The sequence below is a fragment of the Acidovorax benzenivorans genome, assembly GCF_028680575.1.
Classification (GTDB): Bacteria; Pseudomonadota; Gammaproteobacteria; order Burkholderiales; family Burkholderiaceae_C; genus Acidovorax; species Acidovorax benzenivorans.
Genome location: NZ_JAPCKI010000002.1, coordinates 1 through 16,449, shown reverse-complemented (window position 1 = coordinate 16,449; position 16,449 = coordinate 1). Strand labels below are relative to the sequence as shown.

The window sequence follows — 16,449 nt, the reverse complement described above, 5'->3', positions numbered from 1 at the left end:
TCCTTCAAGCGAAATGCTTGTCGAGCTGTGCACCGAGACTGGCTTCGAACAAGCCGCGCACGCCCATGCCGCCGTCGAAGTTCAGCACGCTGCCGGTGAGCGGGACGGTATCCGCGCGCGTGGCGAAGAACACGTAGGCTCCGGCGTATTCCTCGGCGGTGGCCACCCGCCCGGTCGGAAGGACAGGACCCAGCATGTCGGCCAGTGGCATCGTCGCAATGGTTTGGTCTTGCAGACCCAGCGTCTTGAGCCCGCGCAGGTCGCTGCCGAGGATCCCTCCAGGGGCGATGCCGTTGACACGGATGCGAGGCCCCCATTCATGCGCGAGCTGCTTGACCAAGCCGATCACGGCATGCTTGCCCGCGGTGTAGAGAACGCCTCCGCCACCAGGGTAGAAGCCAGCGTTCGACACGGTGAAGATCGCGCTGCCTTTGCTCTTGTACAGCGCGGGCAACGCGGCCTTGGCGGCCAGGATGTAGCCTTTGACGTTGATCGCGAACATTTCGTCGAAGGCTTCCGAGATGCCGTTGTCGGGAATGTCCGCCAGTTGGGTCAGGTAGTCCCAAACGCCGGCGTTGCCGATCAGGCAATCGAGCTTTCCGAAGGTCTCGACGCAGCGCGCCACGGCTTCACGATGGCTGTCGAGCGACCGAACATCGCCCTCGATGCCGACCACGGCATCGCCGTGGCGCTTCCTGATTTCCTCCAGGCCTGCTGCCGACTTGTCCAGCACCGCGACGCGGGCGCCCTCTGCGACATAGCGATCGACGATCGCTCGCCCCAGTCCGGCGCCTCCGCCCGTCACCAATGCCACTTCACCTTTGAGTTTCATGCTGAGTCTCCTTGTTGTGCACGCACGAGATCGCGCATGCTGTTTGAAAAATCTGCCAGCCGCGCCGGCTCGATGGCTGCACGCGCTTCCACCAATCGGGCCGCCATCGCGAAGTCACGCGGCGCGTCGACCGCGACGACGGCCTGAATCCTTCCGTCCCGCAGCCGGAACAGCAGCGCCGCGCCATCCCCCAGCGTGCCGCGCAAGACGAATTCGCCCGGCCCTTCGATATCGCCCGCCATCTGCATCCGATGCCCGGCGATCTCCGTCCAGGACACGGGCACCTGCGGCGCCGATCCATGCTTTCCCAGAATGGCCGCTGCCACCGCGGCGGCCTGGCGCTGCGCGTTCATGTAGGTTTCGAGCGAACGCCTGCCGCCATCGCGCAGCGGCCAACTGGCCGCATCGCCGACTGCGAATACCCCTTCGGCATGCGTCGCGCCGTGGTCATCGACAATGACGCCCCGGTCGCAGGACAGGCCCGCCTGACGCGCGAGTTGATCCTCGGGCTCGGCGCCGATGCAGACAAGCGCGTTGTCGGCGGCGAAGCGGCGTCCATCGCTGGCCAGTACCTCTTCGAGCCGGTCGTCGCCAGAGAAGCCGGCCACGCCTGTTCCCAGCTCGACCCGTACGCCGAGTTCCGTCAACAGGCCGCGCAGCCAGGCGCCGATGCGCCGGCCCAGCACACGCACCAGCAGTTCGTCGGCGGATTCCAGAATCGTCACCGCCAGGCCGAGCTTGCGCGCCGTCGTCGCGACTTCGCAGCCGATCAATCCGCCGCCTGCGATCACCAGTCGCGTTGCAGGCGTCCAGCCACGGCACAGCGGCCGCACGTCGTCGTAGGTGCGAAGCGTGACAACGCCGGTCAGTTGGCTGCCAGGCAACGCAAGCGTTCGTGCCCGGCTGCCCGTGGCGATGACTATGGCGTCTGCAGCGAACGTGCTTCCATCGTCTAGGCTGATCGTTCGAGCGTCCACGTTCAGGTTGGTGACACTTCGGCCGGACAGCATGTCGATGCGCGCCTCGCCGTACCAGTCGGCTTCCGCCAATACGGGCGGATGCTCAAGACTGCCGCCGAGCACGGCCTTGGACAGAGACGGTCGGTCATAGGGCAGATGCGGTTCGTTCCCGATCAGCGAGATCCGCCCCTCAAAGCCTTCAGCACGCAGGGCTTGCGCGGTCGTAAAGCCCGCCACACCATTGCCGATGATCGCCACATGCGTCGCCATCACTTCACCTCGCCGGCGTCAAGATCGACATGCACGTCGCCGCCTTCCACTTTGATGGGAAACACCTTGATCGGCTTGCAGGCTGGCAGCGCCTTCACCTTTCCGGTTCGAACGCAGAACTTGCCGAAATGCAGCGTGCATTCGACGACGCCACCGTCCAGATAGCCATCCGATAGCGCCCAGTTTCCATGCGTGCACGTGTCCTGCACGGCGAAGAACTCCCCGTCGACGTTGCAGACCATCACCGGCTCGGGGCCGCCTTCATGGCGCTGCATCTCGCCTGGCGGCAGGTCGGACTGCCGCATGATGTACGTCCAAGCCATGACCCGCCCTAGAAGAAGAAGCTGAGGTTGTTCGCCAGGATGGTGCTCTGGTCGATCAGGATGGTCCGATTGACAATCTCGAACCCGGTCTCGGTCTTGTTGCGGCGCAACGTGTCGCGACGTTCGCCGGCAAAGATGTCGAGTTGCCGTTCCAGGCGATTGCGATACACGATGAAAGCGCTGGAAATCTCGTACTCGCCTTCTACCGGTCCGTCGGCGATCATCACGTTGCTCACGAGGTGCCGGGTGCGCGAAGCGGGGTTCTCCGACCAGCTCACGTCGGATGTGACCTTGCGCAGCCGGCCTTTCATCATCGCGGCATCGTCGTCGAAGTGCGCGTACTCGCCGGTGCCCGAGTACTCCAGGCGTGCGTCCCGCATGATCCGCGTGGTGCGGATCGGCATGAAGTAGTGGATGTCAGCCGCCAGCAGGGCGAACCACTCCTCAAAGCGGCGATCGTTGAGCAGCTTGGCTTCCCAGTAGTAGAACTGCTCGATTTCGTGTTGCAGCTCGGGCGCCACCGGCGCGGGTTTACGGAGAAAGACGTCGGCTCTCTTGACGGAATCAAGCATGGTCATTCCTTGATAATTTCAAATCGAAGAAGGGTCGCTAAATCGGCCTCGGCCCGAAATCGGACGCGGCTCCTGGCCAGCGCGACTTTGCGGCGTGAGGTGTCGTGATTCAGCGTGTGGCGTTCAGCGCGGCCCAGTCAGACGAGGTCATCATCCGCAGCCACTGGGCATACATCCCGCGGGCCGCTTCCTCGCTGTAGACGTTGTTGCTGATGCGCCCGGGGTAGACCGGATCGTCGTCAATGGTCTGGCCCATGCTCATCTCCGCGTTGAACGGTCGGCTGCGTGCCTTGTGGCCGCGCAGGATGTGCTGGATCTCGACCCAGTTCTCCCCGTCGTCCTGCTCGAACACCCCGCCAGCGGAGAAGGTGCGCAGCGTCTGGCGGCGGAACTCTTCCTTGATGTCGTCGGGAGCATCGGCGTCGACCACCGTGAACGCCCACACCTCCACCTCGTTCGGCCCGCGTGGATGCCATGTCCGAACCGTGTTGATGCCTGGAAGGAAGGAGCACGTGGGAAACACAGTCATGTGCTCGGCCATGAGTTTGGAGCCGCGTTCGACGCTGCCCAGGCGCTGGGCCGCCTTTTCAGAGGCGGGGCCTTCGGTCCAGTAGCTGGTGATCTTCGGCCCCATGATGGCGAGCAGGAGATTGGGTTCTCCAATATAGAAACCGGTTCCGTGTCCGCCCCACGGCGCACGGTATTGCTTGCCGACCGTCGGCGGAGCGAGATCGGCCAGCTCAACGCCGTCCGGCAGACCGGCCAGGATGCCGGACAGATGCGAGGTCGTGCCGGCGTGGTACATGTCGCTGCAGAACTGTTCGGCGGCGAATTTCCAGTTGCAGGGGATGACCCACTTCTGCACACCCGGGATGGCTTCGGTGCCGGCCTCGGTACGGTCGAGCATGTGGTCCATGTAGAACTTCGCCTCGCCCAGATAGGTGTCCAGATCCGGGGCGTCGTGGTCCCAGTTGGCGAAGATCAGGCCCTTGTAGGTCGCGACCCGGGCCTTCAAGGGGCTCCATTCCTTCTTGTCCAGGCAAGGGAAGGATTCAGCCTCGAAGGGGACGTTGACCAGGTTGCCCGCCGTGTCGTAGGCCCAGCCGTGGTAGCTGCACGTGAAAGCCTTCGCGTTGCCGGCATCCGAGCGGCAGATGCGCATGCCGCGGTGGCGGCATTGGTTCAGGAATACAGCGATGCTGCCGTCCTTCTGCCTCACGACCAAGACGGGGTCTTCGCCCATATAGTTCGTGGTGTAGTCGCCCGGTTTCTTGATCTGGGTTTCATGCCCCAACAGAAGCCACGACCTGCCGAAGACGCGCTCCAGTTCGATCTGGTACAGGTCTTCATCGGTATAGATACGCGGGTCGATACGTCCGGCGCGCTCGTCAAAGAGCGCCTGCATCTCGCGGGCGTTCCAGTTCTTGCGCAGCTTGATAGGGGAGGTGTCGGTGTGATTCATTGTCTCCTCACGTTTCATGGTGGTGGATGGGTGGGTGGTGGGTGATTGCGCGGTTTCGAAATCAATGAGCGCTTCGGTCTTGAGATCAGTCCTCCGTGTCGAGGAAGTCGTTGACCAAACGGATGAAGCCTTGGTTTTGCTCGATCTGCACCCAATGGCCACATCTTCCAAAGACATGCAACTGCGAGGGCTCGATCAGCTGGTTCAGGCGCAACGACGTTTCAAGGGGAACCACGCGGTCGTCACGGCCATGCAAGATCAGCGTTTCATGCCGGATCGCCCGGATGTCCTGATCGGTGCTGGCCAGCGCATCCACCCATCGCTGCCGCGGGGCGGGGAACATGGACGCGAAGGCCTCCTGGAAGCCGGGCCTGATGCTCGCGCCGTAGCGCAGTTCCGCCAGCTCATCGGAAACGAGGCTTCGGTCGTAGGCAAAGTAGTCCATGACCTTGCGCATGTTGGGCACGGACGGCTCATAGCCCCACACGGCGTCCAGCCCATCGGTGAGCTTGAAGCTCACGCCCGCTGATCCCATCAGCACCAGCCGGCGGACCCGGTGCGGAAACCGGATGGCAAAGGCCAGAGACAAGCCGCCTCCGAACGAATTCCCCACGAAATCGACACGGTCGAGTTCCATGGCGTCAAGAATCCCGACCAGATGCTCGACCCACGTATCGAGGCCATAGCGAATCCCTTGCGGCCGCTCCGTGAAGCCGAAGCCCACCATGTCCGGTGCGATGACGCGCCGGCGCCGGGACAACTCGGGCATGACCGTTCTCCAGTTCGCCCAGGCGGTCACGCCAGGGCCTGAACCATGAACGAGCAGGACCGGCTTGCCGGCGCCGACGTCATGAAGATTGGTGTCGATGCTGCCGGCTCGCACCATGCGACCGACTTCTGCGTTTGCATTCGTCATCTGCGGGACTCCAGGTGCGGTGCGACCCAGCAGTCGGCCGGAGGCAGCGCGCTGCCTCCGATCGCCGCAATGTGGTTGCATGAATGAGCGCCGCAGGGCACTATTGCCTCCATACGTAAGCGTCTTTTTTCAATCAGCATGTCGTCACTTTCAATAAATAACGTTATTCTTTCAATGAGACGATTTTGCATGCATGCTCGAATTTTCAGCTACAGGGATAACCCTATGACGACCCTCCACTTCACGCCTAGAGTCCAACGACGGGCCAACTTGGCATTCAGTGGGGTTCCGCCGAAGTGCAGAGGCGCTGCGGCGCATCAGCCGGGGAAGAACCCTCTCGGCACAGACATTCAGTCGGATGGGAACGAGCAGACCGGCAACCCCGCGTTGTGGCCAACTCAGAGCACATGCCCGCCCGTCTGGCTACCCGAGGCTTCAACGGCATGTGGGCGGCCGTTGCCGCTGCTTCGTGTGGCTGCCGGCACGCTGGTCCTGCGACGCGGCGTGTGGCATGCGGCGGCTTTGGCTTCTACGGCGGACCTCGGGTGGCACGGACCGACCCACGGCGACCATGCGGAGCGGTCTTGCGGCCTGCGTCATCGCGCGTACAGGGGGCCACTCCATCCGTTGATCGCACAACCGGGAAAATGCCGATAGCGGCCAAACAACGAAACGAAAACCATGACACAGCAAGATCAAGCAGTTCTGACTCGATTGGTTGAGTCGGCAAAGCTGGCCGAAGGGCCAGCAGCGGAACCCGACCTCGGCCCGAAAAGGCGAAAAGCCTCAACCGCCATCGAGTCCACCTATGCCACCCTTCGCAACCGGATCATCAAGGGAAGCTACCCCCAGGGATCAAAGCTCCACCTCGAAACGCTCAAGTCGTCGCTGGGTGTCAGCGGAAGCACGCTGCGCGAAGCATTAACGCGCCTGATTGGAGAGCATTTCGTCGTCGCCGAAGGGCAGAAGGGGTTCAAGGTCGCCCCGATGTCGCTTTGCGATCTCGACGACCTGACGAACGCACGCATCACGTTGGAAACCACGGCCCTCGTCGAGAGCATCCAACTCGGTGGCGGCGACTGGGAAGACCAGCTTGTCACCAGTTTCCGTCGACTGGCTCGGGCGCAGGAGTGGCTCGAAGCCGATCCGGTAGAGGCCTTCGACGCTTGGGAAACGAGGAACCAGGAATTCCACAACGCGCTCGTGGCCGCCTCTCCGTCCAAATGGCTCGCGAACTTCAGAGGAATCTTGCTTCACAACTCCGAACGCTATCGCAGGTTGTCCGGTGCGCAAGGCCCACTTCCTGTCGAAGTGCACGAGGAGCACAAGGCAATCTTCGAAGCCGCGATGGCCCGTGATGTGGATCAGGCGGTTTCGGCGCTTTCGCAGCACATTCGCCGAGCCGCCAATGTAATCCGTTCCAACGGATTGCTAAAGGAGCAGGAAGAATCCAGATGACGCTTCTCGCGCTCGGCCTCGTGACCATGTGCATGGTGGCCGCGAAATATCCGGGTTAACGCAACACGGCGAGTTCGAGCCATCACGGATTGACAACGATCCACGAGACGACCGACTCAACGAGAAGCGCCGCGCTGAAGACCAAGGTTCCAGGTTACCGACGATCCCCGTACCACGGCGCTGAGCTGCTGTCCCAGGCGCTGCTCGATCACGGGCTTCCACGGCACCAGCTGGAAGCCCATGCCGTCGTCGAGCATGGCGAAGCGGCCACTGGCGAGCTGGATGGACTGGCGGTAGACGCCGCTGGCGAGTTGACCGTCCTGCACCGGGCGCCAGGCCTTGCCGGTTTGCTGCTGTAGTTCCTGGCCCACCTGGGCCAGTTCGCGGTCGCGCAGGATGGCCAGCAGGCTGCGCGCCAGGATGACGCGCTGGCCCCGACGCTCGGCCATCCCCTGCCGGACCAGGAAGTCCACACGCTGGTCCATGGCCTCGCGTACCTGCGCGCCGAAGCCCTGCCCGGCCGGTCGGCTGTTGGCGTCGTCCGCCACCAAACCGCGGTCCAGCCAGGTCGCGCCCATCGCCTTGACTTGCTGCTCGATAGGCAGGTGCGAGCGCAGTTCGATGGCATGCCCTGCGGCCTTGTGCGCATCGTGCTGCCGGGCCTTCTGCAGCAGATCTGGCGGCACGGCCCAGACGCCATCAGCCACGCGCTCCACGATGCCGCTGCGGCGCAGCGCTTCGAGCCGGCGCACGTGCACTTCGGCCGTGGCCTGCGGATCGCGGTCGCCCATCTGCGCGAGCTGGTCCTGGTGGCTGGCCGTGGTGTAGATGCCGTCCCTGGCCACCGCCAGGATCTTGCGGTCCACGGCCCTCACCTGCGCAGGTGGCCTGGCCTCCACGATGCCGTCGATGGGCAGCTCGGCCAGATCGGTGCCGGCCGGCAGCTTCAGGTAGTGCGCCCGGCCGTCGATGCCATCGACCACCAGATAGGGCCGGTCGTGCAGTTCATCGTCCAGGCCCTTGGCCGCGATGCGCCCGATGACGGGTGCATCCGCCGGCGGGTCCGTCACCAGCTCCCGCTGCTCACCCTTCATGGCGCGGTGCATGGTGCGCAGGATGTCGTCGCGCTCGCCCATGGCGGCCAGGGTCTGTTCCATGCTGGGCGAGAGCTGCCAGCGGTTGGCATCGATGCGCTCGGCCAAAGCCATCGCTTCGAGCCGCTGCAGTCGCGCGCGCAGCAGGGTCTGGCGCTGCGCTCCCTGGGCAGTGCCCGGCGCCTCAGTCAGGTCCACGACGTTCACTGTGGCCTGCCGCTGCAGTTGCCGGTCCAGGCTGGTCAGGCGATGCTGGTCCACCTCGCGCTGCAGGCTCCGACGCATCTCGGCCTCGGTGCGCGGGCCCAGCCATTCGGTGGTGATCTCGCTGGCTCGCAGCCGCATGCCGTGGGCCATGTAGTCGGGCGCGATCACCAGGTCGCGGCCCTGGCGCCCGCTGCCGATCCAGCCCCGCAGCACGATGTGGGTATGCGGGTTGTCGGTATCCCAGTGGTCTACCCCCACCCAGTCCAGCGGCGTCTCCAGGTCGGTCTCCATGCGTTGCATGAGCTGGCGGGTAAAGCCCTTGAGGTCTTCCAGGTCCACGGCGTCCTCGGGCGAGACGATGAAGCGGAACTGGTGGCGGTCGCCCCGGCCGCGCTCCTCGAAGCCCCTGAGGTCCGCCGCGTCGGTGTCGGCACCGTAGGCCTGGCCCTTCTGGCCGTCCCGGGTGACGCCCTCGCGCTCGATGTAGCGCAGGTGCGCCGAGACGGCGGTTGCGCCGGCGCGCCTGAGCACCACGAAGCGGGACTTGATGACCACTCGCCGGGCGTTCGCGCCCAGGCCGCGGCCCGCCATGCCAGCGGCCACGCGGCCCCGGCCGAAGGTCGATGCCGGGCGCGCGCCGCGTGCGCCCGAGGCCTTGGCGCCGGACTTGGAGACGGCCTTGAGCACTTGCGACACGAAGCCCTTCGGCTTCGCTCCGGAGCGCGCCTTGGGCGGGCTCGGGCGGACGCGGAAGTGGTCTTCGTCAGCGGATGCCATGGTGGAACCTCCAGCGCATCAGGGCGCAGTGCATCGGGAACGGCACGCGCAGGCAGCCCGCAGCGATGGCGAAACGGCTCCCGCACGGCACACGCGGCCGCAGGCGCGGTGCCGTGCCCAACCCACGTGCAGACTGGGCAGGCGGGCGAAGACGTGCCGGTCCTTTTCTCTTGCCCTCCGCCTGCGCCCCCGCATCCGCTCCCGGCTCCGGCGAGCCGCCAGCCGCGCACGGGGCACGCAGCGCAGCCCGTAAGGCCGCGCGGGTGCAGCGTCCGCTGCACGCTGGCGCCGGGATCCCTGCACGTTGGAGTGCAGGCGAAGCGCGGCTTCGCCTGCAGTTCGGCGGCAAGGCTGACGCACGGATGGATGCAGCATCGGCGCACGGCCGGTGCATGGCTGGCGACAGGCTCATGGTGCACCCCATGTCCACAGTGGCCGCGCAACGCCGAGTACGGCGGACGCATCGACAGGCCCGAAGTAGCGGCTGTCGAACGAGGCCGGATGCGTGTCGCTGAGCAGGAACAGTTCGCCCTCGGCCAGTGCGCGGCATGGCGCCCACGGCTGCAGAGGCCGATGCGCGCCGTCGTGCGCGAGCACGGTTGCGACGACAGCGCCATCGACGTGCACGATGCGCCCCCGAACACACACCGGCTGCGGCGCTACGGCGCCGACGCGCTTGAGGATGGGCACGCCCGCAGGCAGGTAGCCGCGCTGCGCCGCGAACGTGGCCACACTGGCGGGAAGCCGGACCAGCACGATGCTGCCAACCGGCAGCGAGCCGGGATGGGCAAGCGATGCGATGCGGTACCAGCCGCGCGCCACGCTGGCGCTGGGGTTGTAGACGATGCGCGCGGAAGGTTGCATCAGGGCCGGCGCGCACAGCGCCGCCAGGCCGATACCTGCCACGGCCAGCAGCGCCGCCCGAGACATGCGCGGCGTCATCGCAGCGCCTCGCGCGCGAGATGCGCCGCATGGCGCTCTGCCGTATACGCCGGTAGCGGCCGGCGTGCCGCCAGCCGGTTTCCCACCATGCGCCAGTAGATGGTGGCCACCACGCACGGATCAATGCCGTCCGTCTCGATGGCATCGATGGCGGCGAGCACCGCCTTGACGGCCGGTTCACCATCGGCGCGCAGCAGAATGCGCGCGCCGGGCGACACGCCGGCCACGCGCTGGGCGTCATCAAACGACATGGGCGCCTGCAGCACCATGAGCTGCCACAGTGCCGTGCCGTAGTCGTTGCCCAACCACTTGATGCGACAGCAGACCGCGCCCGGCGCGAACAGCGCGGCGCGCCGCCAGCGGTCCAGCACGGTTTCGCGCACGGGCCGGCCGAAGCGCAAGTAGACGTTCACGCGGTGCTCGACGAAAGCGAGCGACACGCGCATAGGAGTGAAGCGCGGCGGCAGCGCCGCCCGCGCCGAGGCCTGCATGCCAGGTGCCCGCGCCGGCATCATGGCCGTGCCTCCGGGTATTCACGCTCCAGCAGTTCGCGCAGCATGTCGGCGGCCGTGACGCCGCGCTGGAACGCGATCACCTTGATGCGTCCGCGCAGCGCTGGCGTCACGTCGATGGTCAGCCGGGCGGTGAAGACCGCCGCCTTGGCCTGCGCAGCGGCGGCATCTTCACGATGCACCCAGGCCGTGGCCGGATCGGCCGCAGGCCGGCGGCCGATCGGCGCGCGGCGCCGCTTCGGGGAATCGGCGGTGCCTGTCATCGCAGCACCTCCCTGCTCTCTTCCAGTGCATCGCCGAGCACGTTCTGCACGTTCTGCACGGCCTGTGCGAGCGCCGCGATCTCGCGCGCGGCCGCGCCCTTCGGCGACACCTCCCACACCAGCTTGCCCGCCGCCACGCAGTCGGCGAACGCGATGCGCTGCGCAATGTCGGCGTGCAGCGTTGGAAACGGCTGATCCGCGAGCGCGGCACGCGCCTCGCGTCCGATCACGGTGCCGACCACGCGCCGGTTGATGACGAAGGCCGCGCGCAGCGCAGGCCGGAACACCCGTGCCTCGGTGATGAGACCCACCATCTCCTGCGTCGCCCATACGTCGTAGGCGCTGGGCTGCACGGGGATCAGCACCAGGTCGGCGGCCAGCAGCGCGGAGCGCGCAAGCGCCGCGACCCGGGGCGGGCCGTCGATCACCACGTAGTCGGCCTGCAGGGCGATCTCGGGCACTTCCCGGTGCAGGGTGTCGCGCGCCAGCCCGAAAACCCCGTAGAGCCGCCCCTGGGCGCTCTGCAGGCGCCGCTGTGCCCAGTCCAAGGCCGAGCCCTGGGGATCGGCGTCGATCAGCGTCACGCGCCTTCCCTGCCTGGCGAACTCGCCGGCCAGGTGCGTGGACAGCGTGGTCTTGCCTGCGCCGCCCTTCTGGTTCAGCAGCGCGATGACCTTGCCAACCCCATTGGCCGGAGTTTCTGGGAAGCTGTTTTCAGATACACCGGATGCGAGACTGCCTGTTTTTTGCGCAGCGGTGTTGGCGCCCCATCTTTTATTCATAGAGTTAGTCCTTGTTATGGATAAAAGTTAAGGAAGGCCCAAACCGTTGCAGGGCGCGGCTTGCGGAAGGTTTTGCGCCGGTGATTTCCCGATGGCGGCGTCGGCGATTTCCCGACTCCCGCGCCGGTGATCTCCCGAGTCCGTCCCCGCGCTATCCACAGCTTCTTCAACAGGTGCTGTGAATAAGTCGCCCCGGTCGGGTGTGCCGGGATCGGGCCGGAAGGTCAGCCACTCGGTGCGGCCGGCCCATTCGATGGCGAGCCGGTAGCCCGGCAAGGCCTGGCGCAGCACCAGGCCGCGCAGGTGCAGCGCGAAGTCGCGGTAGCGCTGCAGGCTGCCGGACTTCTGGTGCAGGTGGCGCATGTCGAAGCGCCACCCGTTGCGCTGGCGCCCGCCGTGCTTGCGCACGAGGCGGTACAGCCAGCGCTCGATGCCGCCAGTGAGCCGGAAGTACGCGGGATCGAGCGTGAGCACCAGCGCGTCGTCCATCACGCCGCAATAGAACCAGTCCGGCAGGATCAGCTCGATGCCGTCGGAGCGGCCATCGGGCCGCACGTGCTCCTGCCATTCGTTGATCCACGAGAAGCGGTGCATGCGCTTGCCGGCCTGTCGGATCGAGGTGAGCACCGTGGTGGACTGCAGCCGGTCCAGCGATGCGCGCAGCCCGAGGTATTCGGTCCGGCCCGTGGCGCGCTGGGCGAAGCGCAGGATCTCGTAGGGCGTGGCGGCCATCAGGCGCGAGGTGGGCCGGCCCTCATCGCGCGCCTGCACGATCTGGCTGGCGGCCCAGATCAGCACGTCGGCGTCCCAGATGGTGGCGATGCCGTGCTCGGGCACGCCTTCGACGGTAAGCGAGACGCCACCGGCATCGAAGCGGATGGGCACGGTGCGCCGGGACTTGGCCAGGCTGAAGAAGGGATAGGCCATCAGGTCCTGCGCGTCGCGCAGGGCCATGTCGTCGCCCGGCAGCGCGCGGAACAGCGCGAGCTGTTCGCGTTCGCTGGAGCGCCGGGACATGGCAGACACCTTCGATTTCCGCTCAGCGCACCGAATCCCGCATCACGTAGCCGGGGTCCGAGGTCATACCGTAGGTGTGGCTGTCGGCCCAGGTGCGCAGGTCCGCCATGGCGTAGACCACGCGCGCGCCGAATTTCCGAAAGCGCGGTCCGCCGCCCAGCACGCGGTGCTTCTCCAGCGTGCGCGGCGACAGCCGCAGCAGCGCGGCTGCCTCGTCGGTGGTCAGGAATTCAGGTTTTGCGGCTGCAGCCGGCACCGCAGGGGCGGGCTGCGGCGCAGCCGCTGCCGCGCCGCGCGAAGGGATCGAATGTCCTGCTGCCATGAAGGCCTCCATCTCGGTGGATGGGCCGCAAACGATTCGCGGCCCGATGGAGGCAGTCTGGGCAAAGGGGGGTGGGCTGCGAAGGGAGATTCGGTGGCCAGTCTCGTCTCCGTGGGCAGGCGCTAACCGGGGCGCACGCCAGCGAGCCGGAGGTAGCCGCCCGCCATCAAGGCCTTCGCACGGGAGAGGATGTGGCGCATCTGGGCGCGCAGGTCGCTGTCGGCGTGCCAGCGGCCGGCAGCGGCATCGGCGCCGAAGACCGCTTCCGCGATCTCCCGGTGGCCGCAGCCGGCCTGCAAGGCATCGAGTGCCTGCAGGCCGCGCATGTGCAGCAGGTCCATGCGCGAAACATGGCGAAAGGCCGGTGCGTGGTGTTCGCCGCGCAAGACCTGCAGCGCGGCGGAGGCCGCCGCGGCTTCGCCGCCAGGCGGCAGGGAGAGTCGGCAAGCCGAGCCCTCGGCCAAGGCGGGAGACACGCTGGTCTGCAACCTTTGCCGGCCGTCCAGTGCGCAAAGAATCAGATCGGCTCCCGCATGCAGCAGGTGCTTGCGGCCACGGATGCGCCACAGGCCGAAGACCGGACCATCGCCCACGCTGCCGCGCACCTGCGCGAGGCGCAGGTGCGGCAACCGGTCTTCGGCGCCGATCCAGACCGGATGCGCCTCGCGCGCATCCAGGCGCGGATCAAGATCGACATCGCAAGCCCCAGCGTGGTGCGATGGCGGCGCGCCGCTTGCGGGGCGCGCCGAGCCAGGCCACGCGGTAGCCGGGATGCCGGCGCAGATACTCCCATGCCAGCGTCGGCCCATCCAGGTCCAGCGCATAGAGGTAGGCGGCCGAGGCAGCCCAGGGCGCGGGGGTGAGATCGCTGTGCATCGTCATGGCGGCAAGCTCCTTCGGTTGAAGATGGCAAGCTGCCATGGATCAGGCCGGTGTGGGCCGCTTTCCCGTCGGGGCAGCGCAGCGCGGTGCGCCTGCGCGGTAACTTCGGCATCCGAGCGTATCCGCCGGAAACCAGTGGCCCTTAGTCTGTGATCATGCCGTCGCGCTGCGCGTCCGCCACGTAGGCGGACAAGGTCTTGCGTGGGCGGTACTGCGGCTCCACCGCCACGGGCAGGCCCTTCGGACCCTTGATGCCGGCCAGCATGGCCAGGCTCACCTCGCCCAACTCAGGGAACCCGGTACCCGCGTCGATGAGCCCGTAGGCCAGGTCGCCATCGGCGGCCAGGGCCGTGAGCACCCAGGCAGCGCCGGCATCCGGCGTGTAGAGCTTGACCACCGGATACGGATCGCTGTCTTCGCCGCGCGCCCTGGCAACACCGTTGGCCAGCATCCGGCGGCGCTGCTCATCGGTCAGAAAGGCCATGGAAGCTCCAGGAGTCAAAGAGGGCCGGCCTCTAGGCCGGGCATACCGTGGGGCATGGGTGAGCGCTGTGCCTGCCTTTGCATAAGCGGGAATTCTAGGTCCGTCCCGCGTGCATTGGTGAAAAATAGTTATCTTTAACGTGGTTTTAATAGGCATCCATCGCGACGCTTGCTGCGATGCAAGCAAAGCGAGGAATCCAGCGTGGAAGACCCGTCGGCGCAACGACCTTCGAGGCCGCGCCGGCCCTGGCCTTTGGCGCAGCCGTGCGCGCGATCCGCACGGAGGAAGGCATCGCCCAGGAAACCCTCGCGCATCTGGCCGGCATCGAACGCTCGCACATGGGCAAGATCGAGCGCGGCGAGCACATGCCCACGCTGGCGGTGATCCTGAAAATCGCACGGGCACTGGGGCGTAGTGCGGGGGAACTCATTCTTGAAACCGAGGCCCGGCTACCCGGCAATTGACTGCGATACAGATGCACAGCAATCGCAAGAGCAGCCTGCGTATCCCGCAGAAGAAACTGCGAAAGCCCAGTTCCCTTCGCGCGACGCCCAAGAACAAGAAATGGTGGCGCTTCGGTCTGTCAGAAGGCGCTTTGACCAAAACAAAGCTCTTCGTCGGCGTGCTGGTCACCTTGGTTGCGTTGGTCACCGGCCTCCTGACACTGCTGAAGGTTCATGCCAGCGACGAGGAGACGTTCAAGCGCTATGCGGATCGTATCGTCGCGTGGCACTACAAGACGGAGCTTTGGCACGGCTACTTCAGCAACTTCTTCGAAGGCATCGTGAACCTAGAGGAGATGAATCTTTCCAACGACTCATCGATGACACTGGCATTGCAGGCATCAGGCAACACCATTGACGGTGGTATGTCGGAAAAGAGGCTGTGCGGAATCTTCCCTCCAAAGGACTTCAAACTTGTACGGGGCACCATTTCTCATTTCGGAAACAGCGCAGAGATTCAAATTTACGAGTTTGTGCAGGGGCACACGAAGGTCTACGCGGAGTTCAAGCTACATCATGATGGCCTGGTCCTTGAAATCACACCGAAATGGAACTCGCGTTGGTTCGGGCGCGACACCATTCGATTGATTCAACACCCTGAATCCACCATCGATACCGGCTTCAAGGAAATGGAGGGCACCTGCAAGGAAGAGCATGCCCGGTTCCGTGAAATGCTGCGGGAAAGCTATGAGCGACTCGTCGAGGAAGGAGCACTGAAGCAGCGCACTCCTCCCGATGAGACGTCAAGCGGTGCGAGCGCACCGCATCAATGATCAGCCCTTGAGCCGACGCATCTCCTCGGCCAGCATCCACAGCGCCCGGTTGAGCTTCAGGTTCTGGTCGATGCCCTGCACCGCCCGCGTGCGCATCCGGCGCCCGGTCGCGCTGCGTCCCGGAATGCCTCCCTGCAGCAGGTTCTCCTGGGTCCGGTTGAACGTGGACCACAGGTCGGAACGCGCATCGGCGCTGCGCCGGGCTTCCAGCACCTGCGTCTCGGTGATCGGTGCCGGCCGCACCGGATCGGGCTCGTACTTCAGCGCCAGCGCCGCCCGCGCAAAGATCGCCTGCTCCTGGGCATCCAGCGTGATCGCACGCATTGCGTCACGGCGTTCGCGCACCAGGTCGAACCCGTCGAGCACCTCGTAGGCGCCCTCGATCACGCGGTCCACGATCTGCCCCTTGTGGTGCACGCGCACGTCCGAGAACGTGTCGCCGAACACCAGTCCGTTGCTGCACGCATAGCGCAGCAAGCCCGCGATCAGCTGGTAGCTGCTGGTGCCGTCGTGCGAGTTGAGCAGCACGATCTCGTTGGCCTCGGCATCGCCGATGTGCCGCGCATGGCGCAGCCGCACCATGTGCTTGGTGAAATCGCGCCGGTCGTCCTGCCGCACGCGCGTCTGGCAGACCATGAACGGCTCGAAGCCTTCCCTGCGCAGCGCGGTCAGCACCTCGCCGGTCGGGATGTACGTGTAGCGGTCGGACCGGCTCGCGTGCTTGTCCAAGGCGAAGATGGACGGCGCCACCGCGCGGATCTGGTCGTCGGTCAGCGGCGAGCTACTGCGCAGCGACGGGGAATGATGAGCGAAACGGGATGCGAGTTGCATGATGGATCTCCGAAAGGAAGCCGGGCGGGATTGCCCGAGCCCTCCGGGTCACGGCGCAGCGCAGCAGTCAGGGTTCGCAGACGGCCATCCTGCAAGGTGGCCGCCAGCGTGCAAGGCACGCGCAGACCTTGACGGCGAGACCGTGCGACCTGCAAGTCGCTTGAATTTCTGTTTCACGGAGGTAGATATGACCTGATGAAACCGGCTGTTCCATCAGCCGTTCCCTACCCGGACATGCGGAGCTGGCAACGGCTCGGTGTGAAGCTCC

The 16,449-nt window shown here is 65.9% G+C and carries 20 protein-coding genes and 1 pseudogene; 4 read left to right on the top strand and 17 right to left on the bottom strand.

Annotated features, from left to right (window positions below; genetic code table 11):
- Nucleotides 1-4: 4 nt before the first annotated feature.
- The 6 genes from bphB to OIN59_RS03515 form a co-directional block, all read right to left on the bottom strand.
- Entirely contained in the window at nucleotides 5-832 is an 828-nt protein-coding gene (gene bphB, locus OIN59_RS03540) for a cis-2,3-dihydrobiphenyl-2,3-diol dehydrogenase (protein WP_012250639.1), read from the bottom strand.
- Nucleotides 829-2,061 (bottom strand): NAD(P)/FAD-dependent oxidoreductase, encoded by a 1,233-nt coding sequence (locus OIN59_RS03535; RefSeq protein WP_012250638.1) that lies wholly within the window; start codon nucleotides 2,059-2,061, stop codon nucleotides 829-831. Before OIN59_RS03535 ends, bphB begins: the two co-directional genes overlap by 4 nt.
- Nucleotides 2,061-2,366 carry a non-heme iron oxygenase ferredoxin subunit gene (locus OIN59_RS03530; RefSeq protein WP_269446929.1) on the bottom strand — a complete coding sequence of 102 codons (306 nt, stop codon included), beginning with the start codon at nucleotides 2,364-2,366 and terminating at the stop codon, nucleotides 2,061-2,063. Before OIN59_RS03530 ends, OIN59_RS03535 begins: the two co-directional genes overlap by 1 nt.
- Before the next feature lie 26 nt (nucleotides 2,367-2,392).
- On the bottom strand, nucleotides 2,393-2,956 hold the full coding sequence (locus tag OIN59_RS03525; protein ID WP_012250636.1) for an aromatic-ring-hydroxylating dioxygenase subunit beta: 564 nt from the start codon (nucleotides 2,954-2,956) through the stop codon (nucleotides 2,393-2,395).
- A 109-nt stretch (nucleotides 2,957-3,065) separates the two neighbouring features.
- A complete protein-coding gene (locus tag OIN59_RS03520; protein WP_407655050.1) occupies nucleotides 3,066-4,436 on the bottom strand; it encodes an SRPBCC family protein in 1,371 nt (456 codons plus the stop codon).
- Between the two features lie 67 nt (nucleotides 4,437-4,503).
- Nucleotides 4,504-5,304 carry an alpha/beta fold hydrolase gene (locus tag OIN59_RS03515; RefSeq protein WP_274108059.1) on the bottom strand — a complete coding sequence of 267 codons (801 nt, stop codon included), beginning with the start codon at nucleotides 5,302-5,304 and terminating at the stop codon, nucleotides 4,504-4,506.
- Here OIN59_RS03515 and OIN59_RS03510 point away from each other — a divergent pair.
- Nucleotides 5,233-5,421: a hypothetical protein gene (locus tag OIN59_RS03510; protein ID WP_273625299.1), complete on the top strand. Its 189-nt coding sequence runs from the start codon at nucleotides 5,233-5,235 to the stop codon at nucleotides 5,419-5,421. The genes OIN59_RS03515 and OIN59_RS03510 overlap by 72 nt on opposite strands.
- A 594-nt stretch (nucleotides 5,422-6,015) precedes the next feature.
- Complete coding sequence (locus OIN59_RS03505; protein WP_270174422.1) at nucleotides 6,016-6,792, top strand: GntR family transcriptional regulator; 777 nt, start codon at nucleotides 6,016-6,018, stop codon at nucleotides 6,790-6,792.
- Between the two features lie 116 nt (nucleotides 6,793-6,908).
- On the opposite strand, the gene OIN59_RS03500 is transcribed toward OIN59_RS03505, so the two are convergent.
- From OIN59_RS03500 to OIN59_RS03460, 10 genes and pseudogenes are all read right to left on the bottom strand, one after another.
- Nucleotides 6,909-8,870: a DUF3363 domain-containing protein gene (locus OIN59_RS03500; protein WP_270174423.1), complete on the bottom strand. Its 1,962-nt coding sequence runs from the start codon at nucleotides 8,868-8,870 to the stop codon at nucleotides 6,909-6,911.
- A gap of 408 nt (nucleotides 8,871-9,278) precedes the next feature.
- Nucleotides 9,279-9,812 (bottom strand): S26 family signal peptidase, encoded by a 534-nt coding sequence (locus OIN59_RS03495; protein WP_270174424.1) that lies wholly within the window; start codon nucleotides 9,810-9,812, stop codon nucleotides 9,279-9,281.
- Nucleotides 9,809-10,303, bottom strand: a complete 495-nt coding sequence (locus OIN59_RS03490) for a DUF2840 domain-containing protein (RefSeq protein ID WP_270175466.1) — start codon at nucleotides 10,301-10,303, stop codon at nucleotides 9,809-9,811. Before OIN59_RS03490 ends, OIN59_RS03495 begins: the two co-directional genes overlap by 4 nt.
- Nucleotides 10,304-10,323: 20 nt before the next feature.
- Nucleotides 10,324-10,587 (bottom strand): ribbon-helix-helix protein, encoded by a 264-nt coding sequence (locus OIN59_RS03485; RefSeq protein WP_270174425.1) that lies wholly within the window; start codon nucleotides 10,585-10,587, stop codon nucleotides 10,324-10,326.
- Complete coding sequence (gene parA, locus OIN59_RS03480) at nucleotides 10,584-11,369, bottom strand: ParA family partition ATPase (RefSeq protein ID WP_270174426.1); 786 nt, start codon at nucleotides 11,367-11,369, stop codon at nucleotides 10,584-10,586. The genes OIN59_RS03485 and parA overlap by 4 nt, the downstream gene beginning before the upstream one ends.
- Nucleotides 11,370-11,570: 201 nt before the next feature.
- Nucleotides 11,571-12,386: pseudogene (locus OIN59_RS03475) on the bottom strand (replication initiator protein A); the annotation flags it as partial.
- Between the two features lie 22 nt (nucleotides 12,387-12,408).
- Nucleotides 12,409-12,708, bottom strand: a complete 300-nt coding sequence (locus OIN59_RS03470) for a helix-turn-helix transcriptional regulator (protein WP_270174428.1) — start codon at nucleotides 12,706-12,708, stop codon at nucleotides 12,409-12,411.
- A 122-nt stretch (nucleotides 12,709-12,830) separates the two neighbouring features.
- Nucleotides 12,831-13,184, bottom strand: a complete 354-nt coding sequence (locus tag OIN59_RS25320; protein ID WP_407655060.1) for a DNA -binding domain-containing protein — start codon at nucleotides 13,182-13,184, stop codon at nucleotides 12,831-12,833.
- A gap of 208 nt (nucleotides 13,185-13,392) precedes the next feature.
- Nucleotides 13,393-13,584, bottom strand: a complete 192-nt coding sequence (locus OIN59_RS25315; RefSeq protein ID WP_407655059.1) for a transcriptional regulator domain-containing protein — start codon at nucleotides 13,582-13,584, stop codon at nucleotides 13,393-13,395.
- 148 nt (nucleotides 13,585-13,732) lie between these two features.
- The gene (locus OIN59_RS03460; protein WP_270174431.1) at nucleotides 13,733-14,074 is read right to left on the bottom strand and encodes a DUF2958 domain-containing protein; all 342 of its coding nucleotides are present in this window, start codon (nucleotides 14,072-14,074) and stop codon (nucleotides 13,733-13,735) included.
- A 176-nt stretch (nucleotides 14,075-14,250) separates the two neighbouring features.
- Between OIN59_RS03460 and OIN59_RS03455 the strand changes: the two genes are divergently transcribed.
- Nucleotides 14,251-14,538, top strand: coding sequence for a helix-turn-helix domain-containing protein (locus tag OIN59_RS03455; protein ID WP_270174432.1), 288 nt, complete (start codon nucleotides 14,251-14,253; stop codon nucleotides 14,536-14,538).
- Nucleotides 14,539-14,549: 11 nt separating this feature from the next.
- A complete protein-coding gene (locus OIN59_RS03450; RefSeq protein ID WP_270174433.1) occupies nucleotides 14,550-15,350 on the top strand; it encodes a hypothetical protein in 801 nt (266 codons plus the stop codon).
- Here OIN59_RS03450 and OIN59_RS03445 read toward each other — a convergent pair whose 3' ends face one another.
- Entirely contained in the window at nucleotides 15,351-16,181 is an 831-nt protein-coding gene (locus tag OIN59_RS03445; RefSeq protein WP_270174434.1) for a DUF932 domain-containing protein, read from the bottom strand. It lies immediately after the preceding gene.
- Nucleotides 16,182-16,449: the final 268 nt, after the last annotated feature.

What these genes read in the sequence shown, in the direction of transcription:
- OIN59_RS03500 (WP_270174423.1), bottom strand. Translation starts at nt 8,870, where the DNA reads ATGGCATCCGCTGACGAAGACCACTTCCGCGTCCGCCCGAGCCCGCCC.
- OIN59_RS03510 (WP_273625299.1), top strand. Translation starts at nt 5,233, where the DNA reads ATGAACGAGCAGGACCGGCTTGCCGGCGCCGACGTCATGAAGATTGGT.
- OIN59_RS03495 (WP_270174424.1), bottom strand. Translation starts at nt 9,812, where the DNA reads ATGACGCCGCGCATGTCTCGGGCGGCGCTGCTGGCCGTGGCAGGTATC.
- OIN59_RS25315 (WP_407655059.1), bottom strand. Translation starts at nt 13,584, where the DNA reads ATGCACAGCGATCTCACCCCCGCGCCCTGGGCTGCCTCGGCCGCCTAC.
- OIN59_RS03470 (WP_270174428.1), bottom strand. Translation starts at nt 12,708, where the DNA reads ATGGCAGCAGGACATTCGATCCCTTCGCGCGGCGCGGCAGCGGCTGCG.
- OIN59_RS03505 (WP_270174422.1), top strand. Translation starts at nt 6,016, where the DNA reads ATGACACAGCAAGATCAAGCAGTTCTGACTCGATTGGTTGAGTCGGCA.
- OIN59_RS03520 (WP_407655050.1), bottom strand. Translation starts at nt 4,436, where the DNA reads ATGAAACGTGAGGAGACAATGAATCACACCGACACCTCCCCTATCAAG.
- OIN59_RS03525 (WP_012250636.1), bottom strand. Translation starts at nt 2,956, where the DNA reads ATGCTTGATTCCGTCAAGAGAGCCGACGTCTTTCTCCGTAAACCCGCG.
- OIN59_RS03485 (WP_270174425.1), bottom strand. Translation starts at nt 10,587, where the DNA reads ATGACAGGCACCGCCGATTCCCCGAAGCGGCGCCGCGCGCCGATCGGC.
- OIN59_RS03450 (WP_270174433.1), top strand. Translation starts at nt 14,550, where the DNA reads ATGCACAGCAATCGCAAGAGCAGCCTGCGTATCCCGCAGAAGAAACTG.
- OIN59_RS03515 (WP_274108059.1), bottom strand. Translation starts at nt 5,304, where the DNA reads ATGGTGCGAGCCGGCAGCATCGACACCAATCTTCATGACGTCGGCGCC.
- OIN59_RS03445 (WP_270174434.1), bottom strand. Translation starts at nt 16,181, where the DNA reads ATGCAACTCGCATCCCGTTTCGCTCATCATTCCCCGTCGCTGCGCAGT.
- bphB (WP_012250639.1), bottom strand. Translation starts at nt 832, where the DNA reads ATGAAACTCAAAGGTGAAGTGGCATTGGTGACGGGCGGAGGCGCCGGA.
- parA (WP_270174426.1), bottom strand. Translation starts at nt 11,369, where the DNA reads ATGAATAAAAGATGGGGCGCCAACACCGCTGCGCAAAAAACAGGCAGT.
- OIN59_RS03490 (WP_270175466.1), bottom strand. Translation starts at nt 10,303, where the DNA reads ATGCAGGCCTCGGCGCGGGCGGCGCTGCCGCCGCGCTTCACTCCTATG.
- OIN59_RS03530 (WP_269446929.1), bottom strand. Translation starts at nt 2,366, where the DNA reads ATGCGGCAGTCCGACCTGCCGCCAGGCGAGATGCAGCGCCATGAAGGC.
- OIN59_RS03535 (WP_012250638.1), bottom strand. Translation starts at nt 2,061, where the DNA reads ATGGCGACGCATGTGGCGATCATCGGCAATGGTGTGGCGGGCTTTACG.
- OIN59_RS03455 (WP_270174432.1), top strand. Translation starts at nt 14,251, where the DNA reads ATGCAAGCAAAGCGAGGAATCCAGCGTGGAAGACCCGTCGGCGCAACG.
- OIN59_RS03460 (WP_270174431.1), bottom strand. Translation starts at nt 14,074, where the DNA reads ATGGCCTTTCTGACCGATGAGCAGCGCCGCCGGATGCTGGCCAACGGT.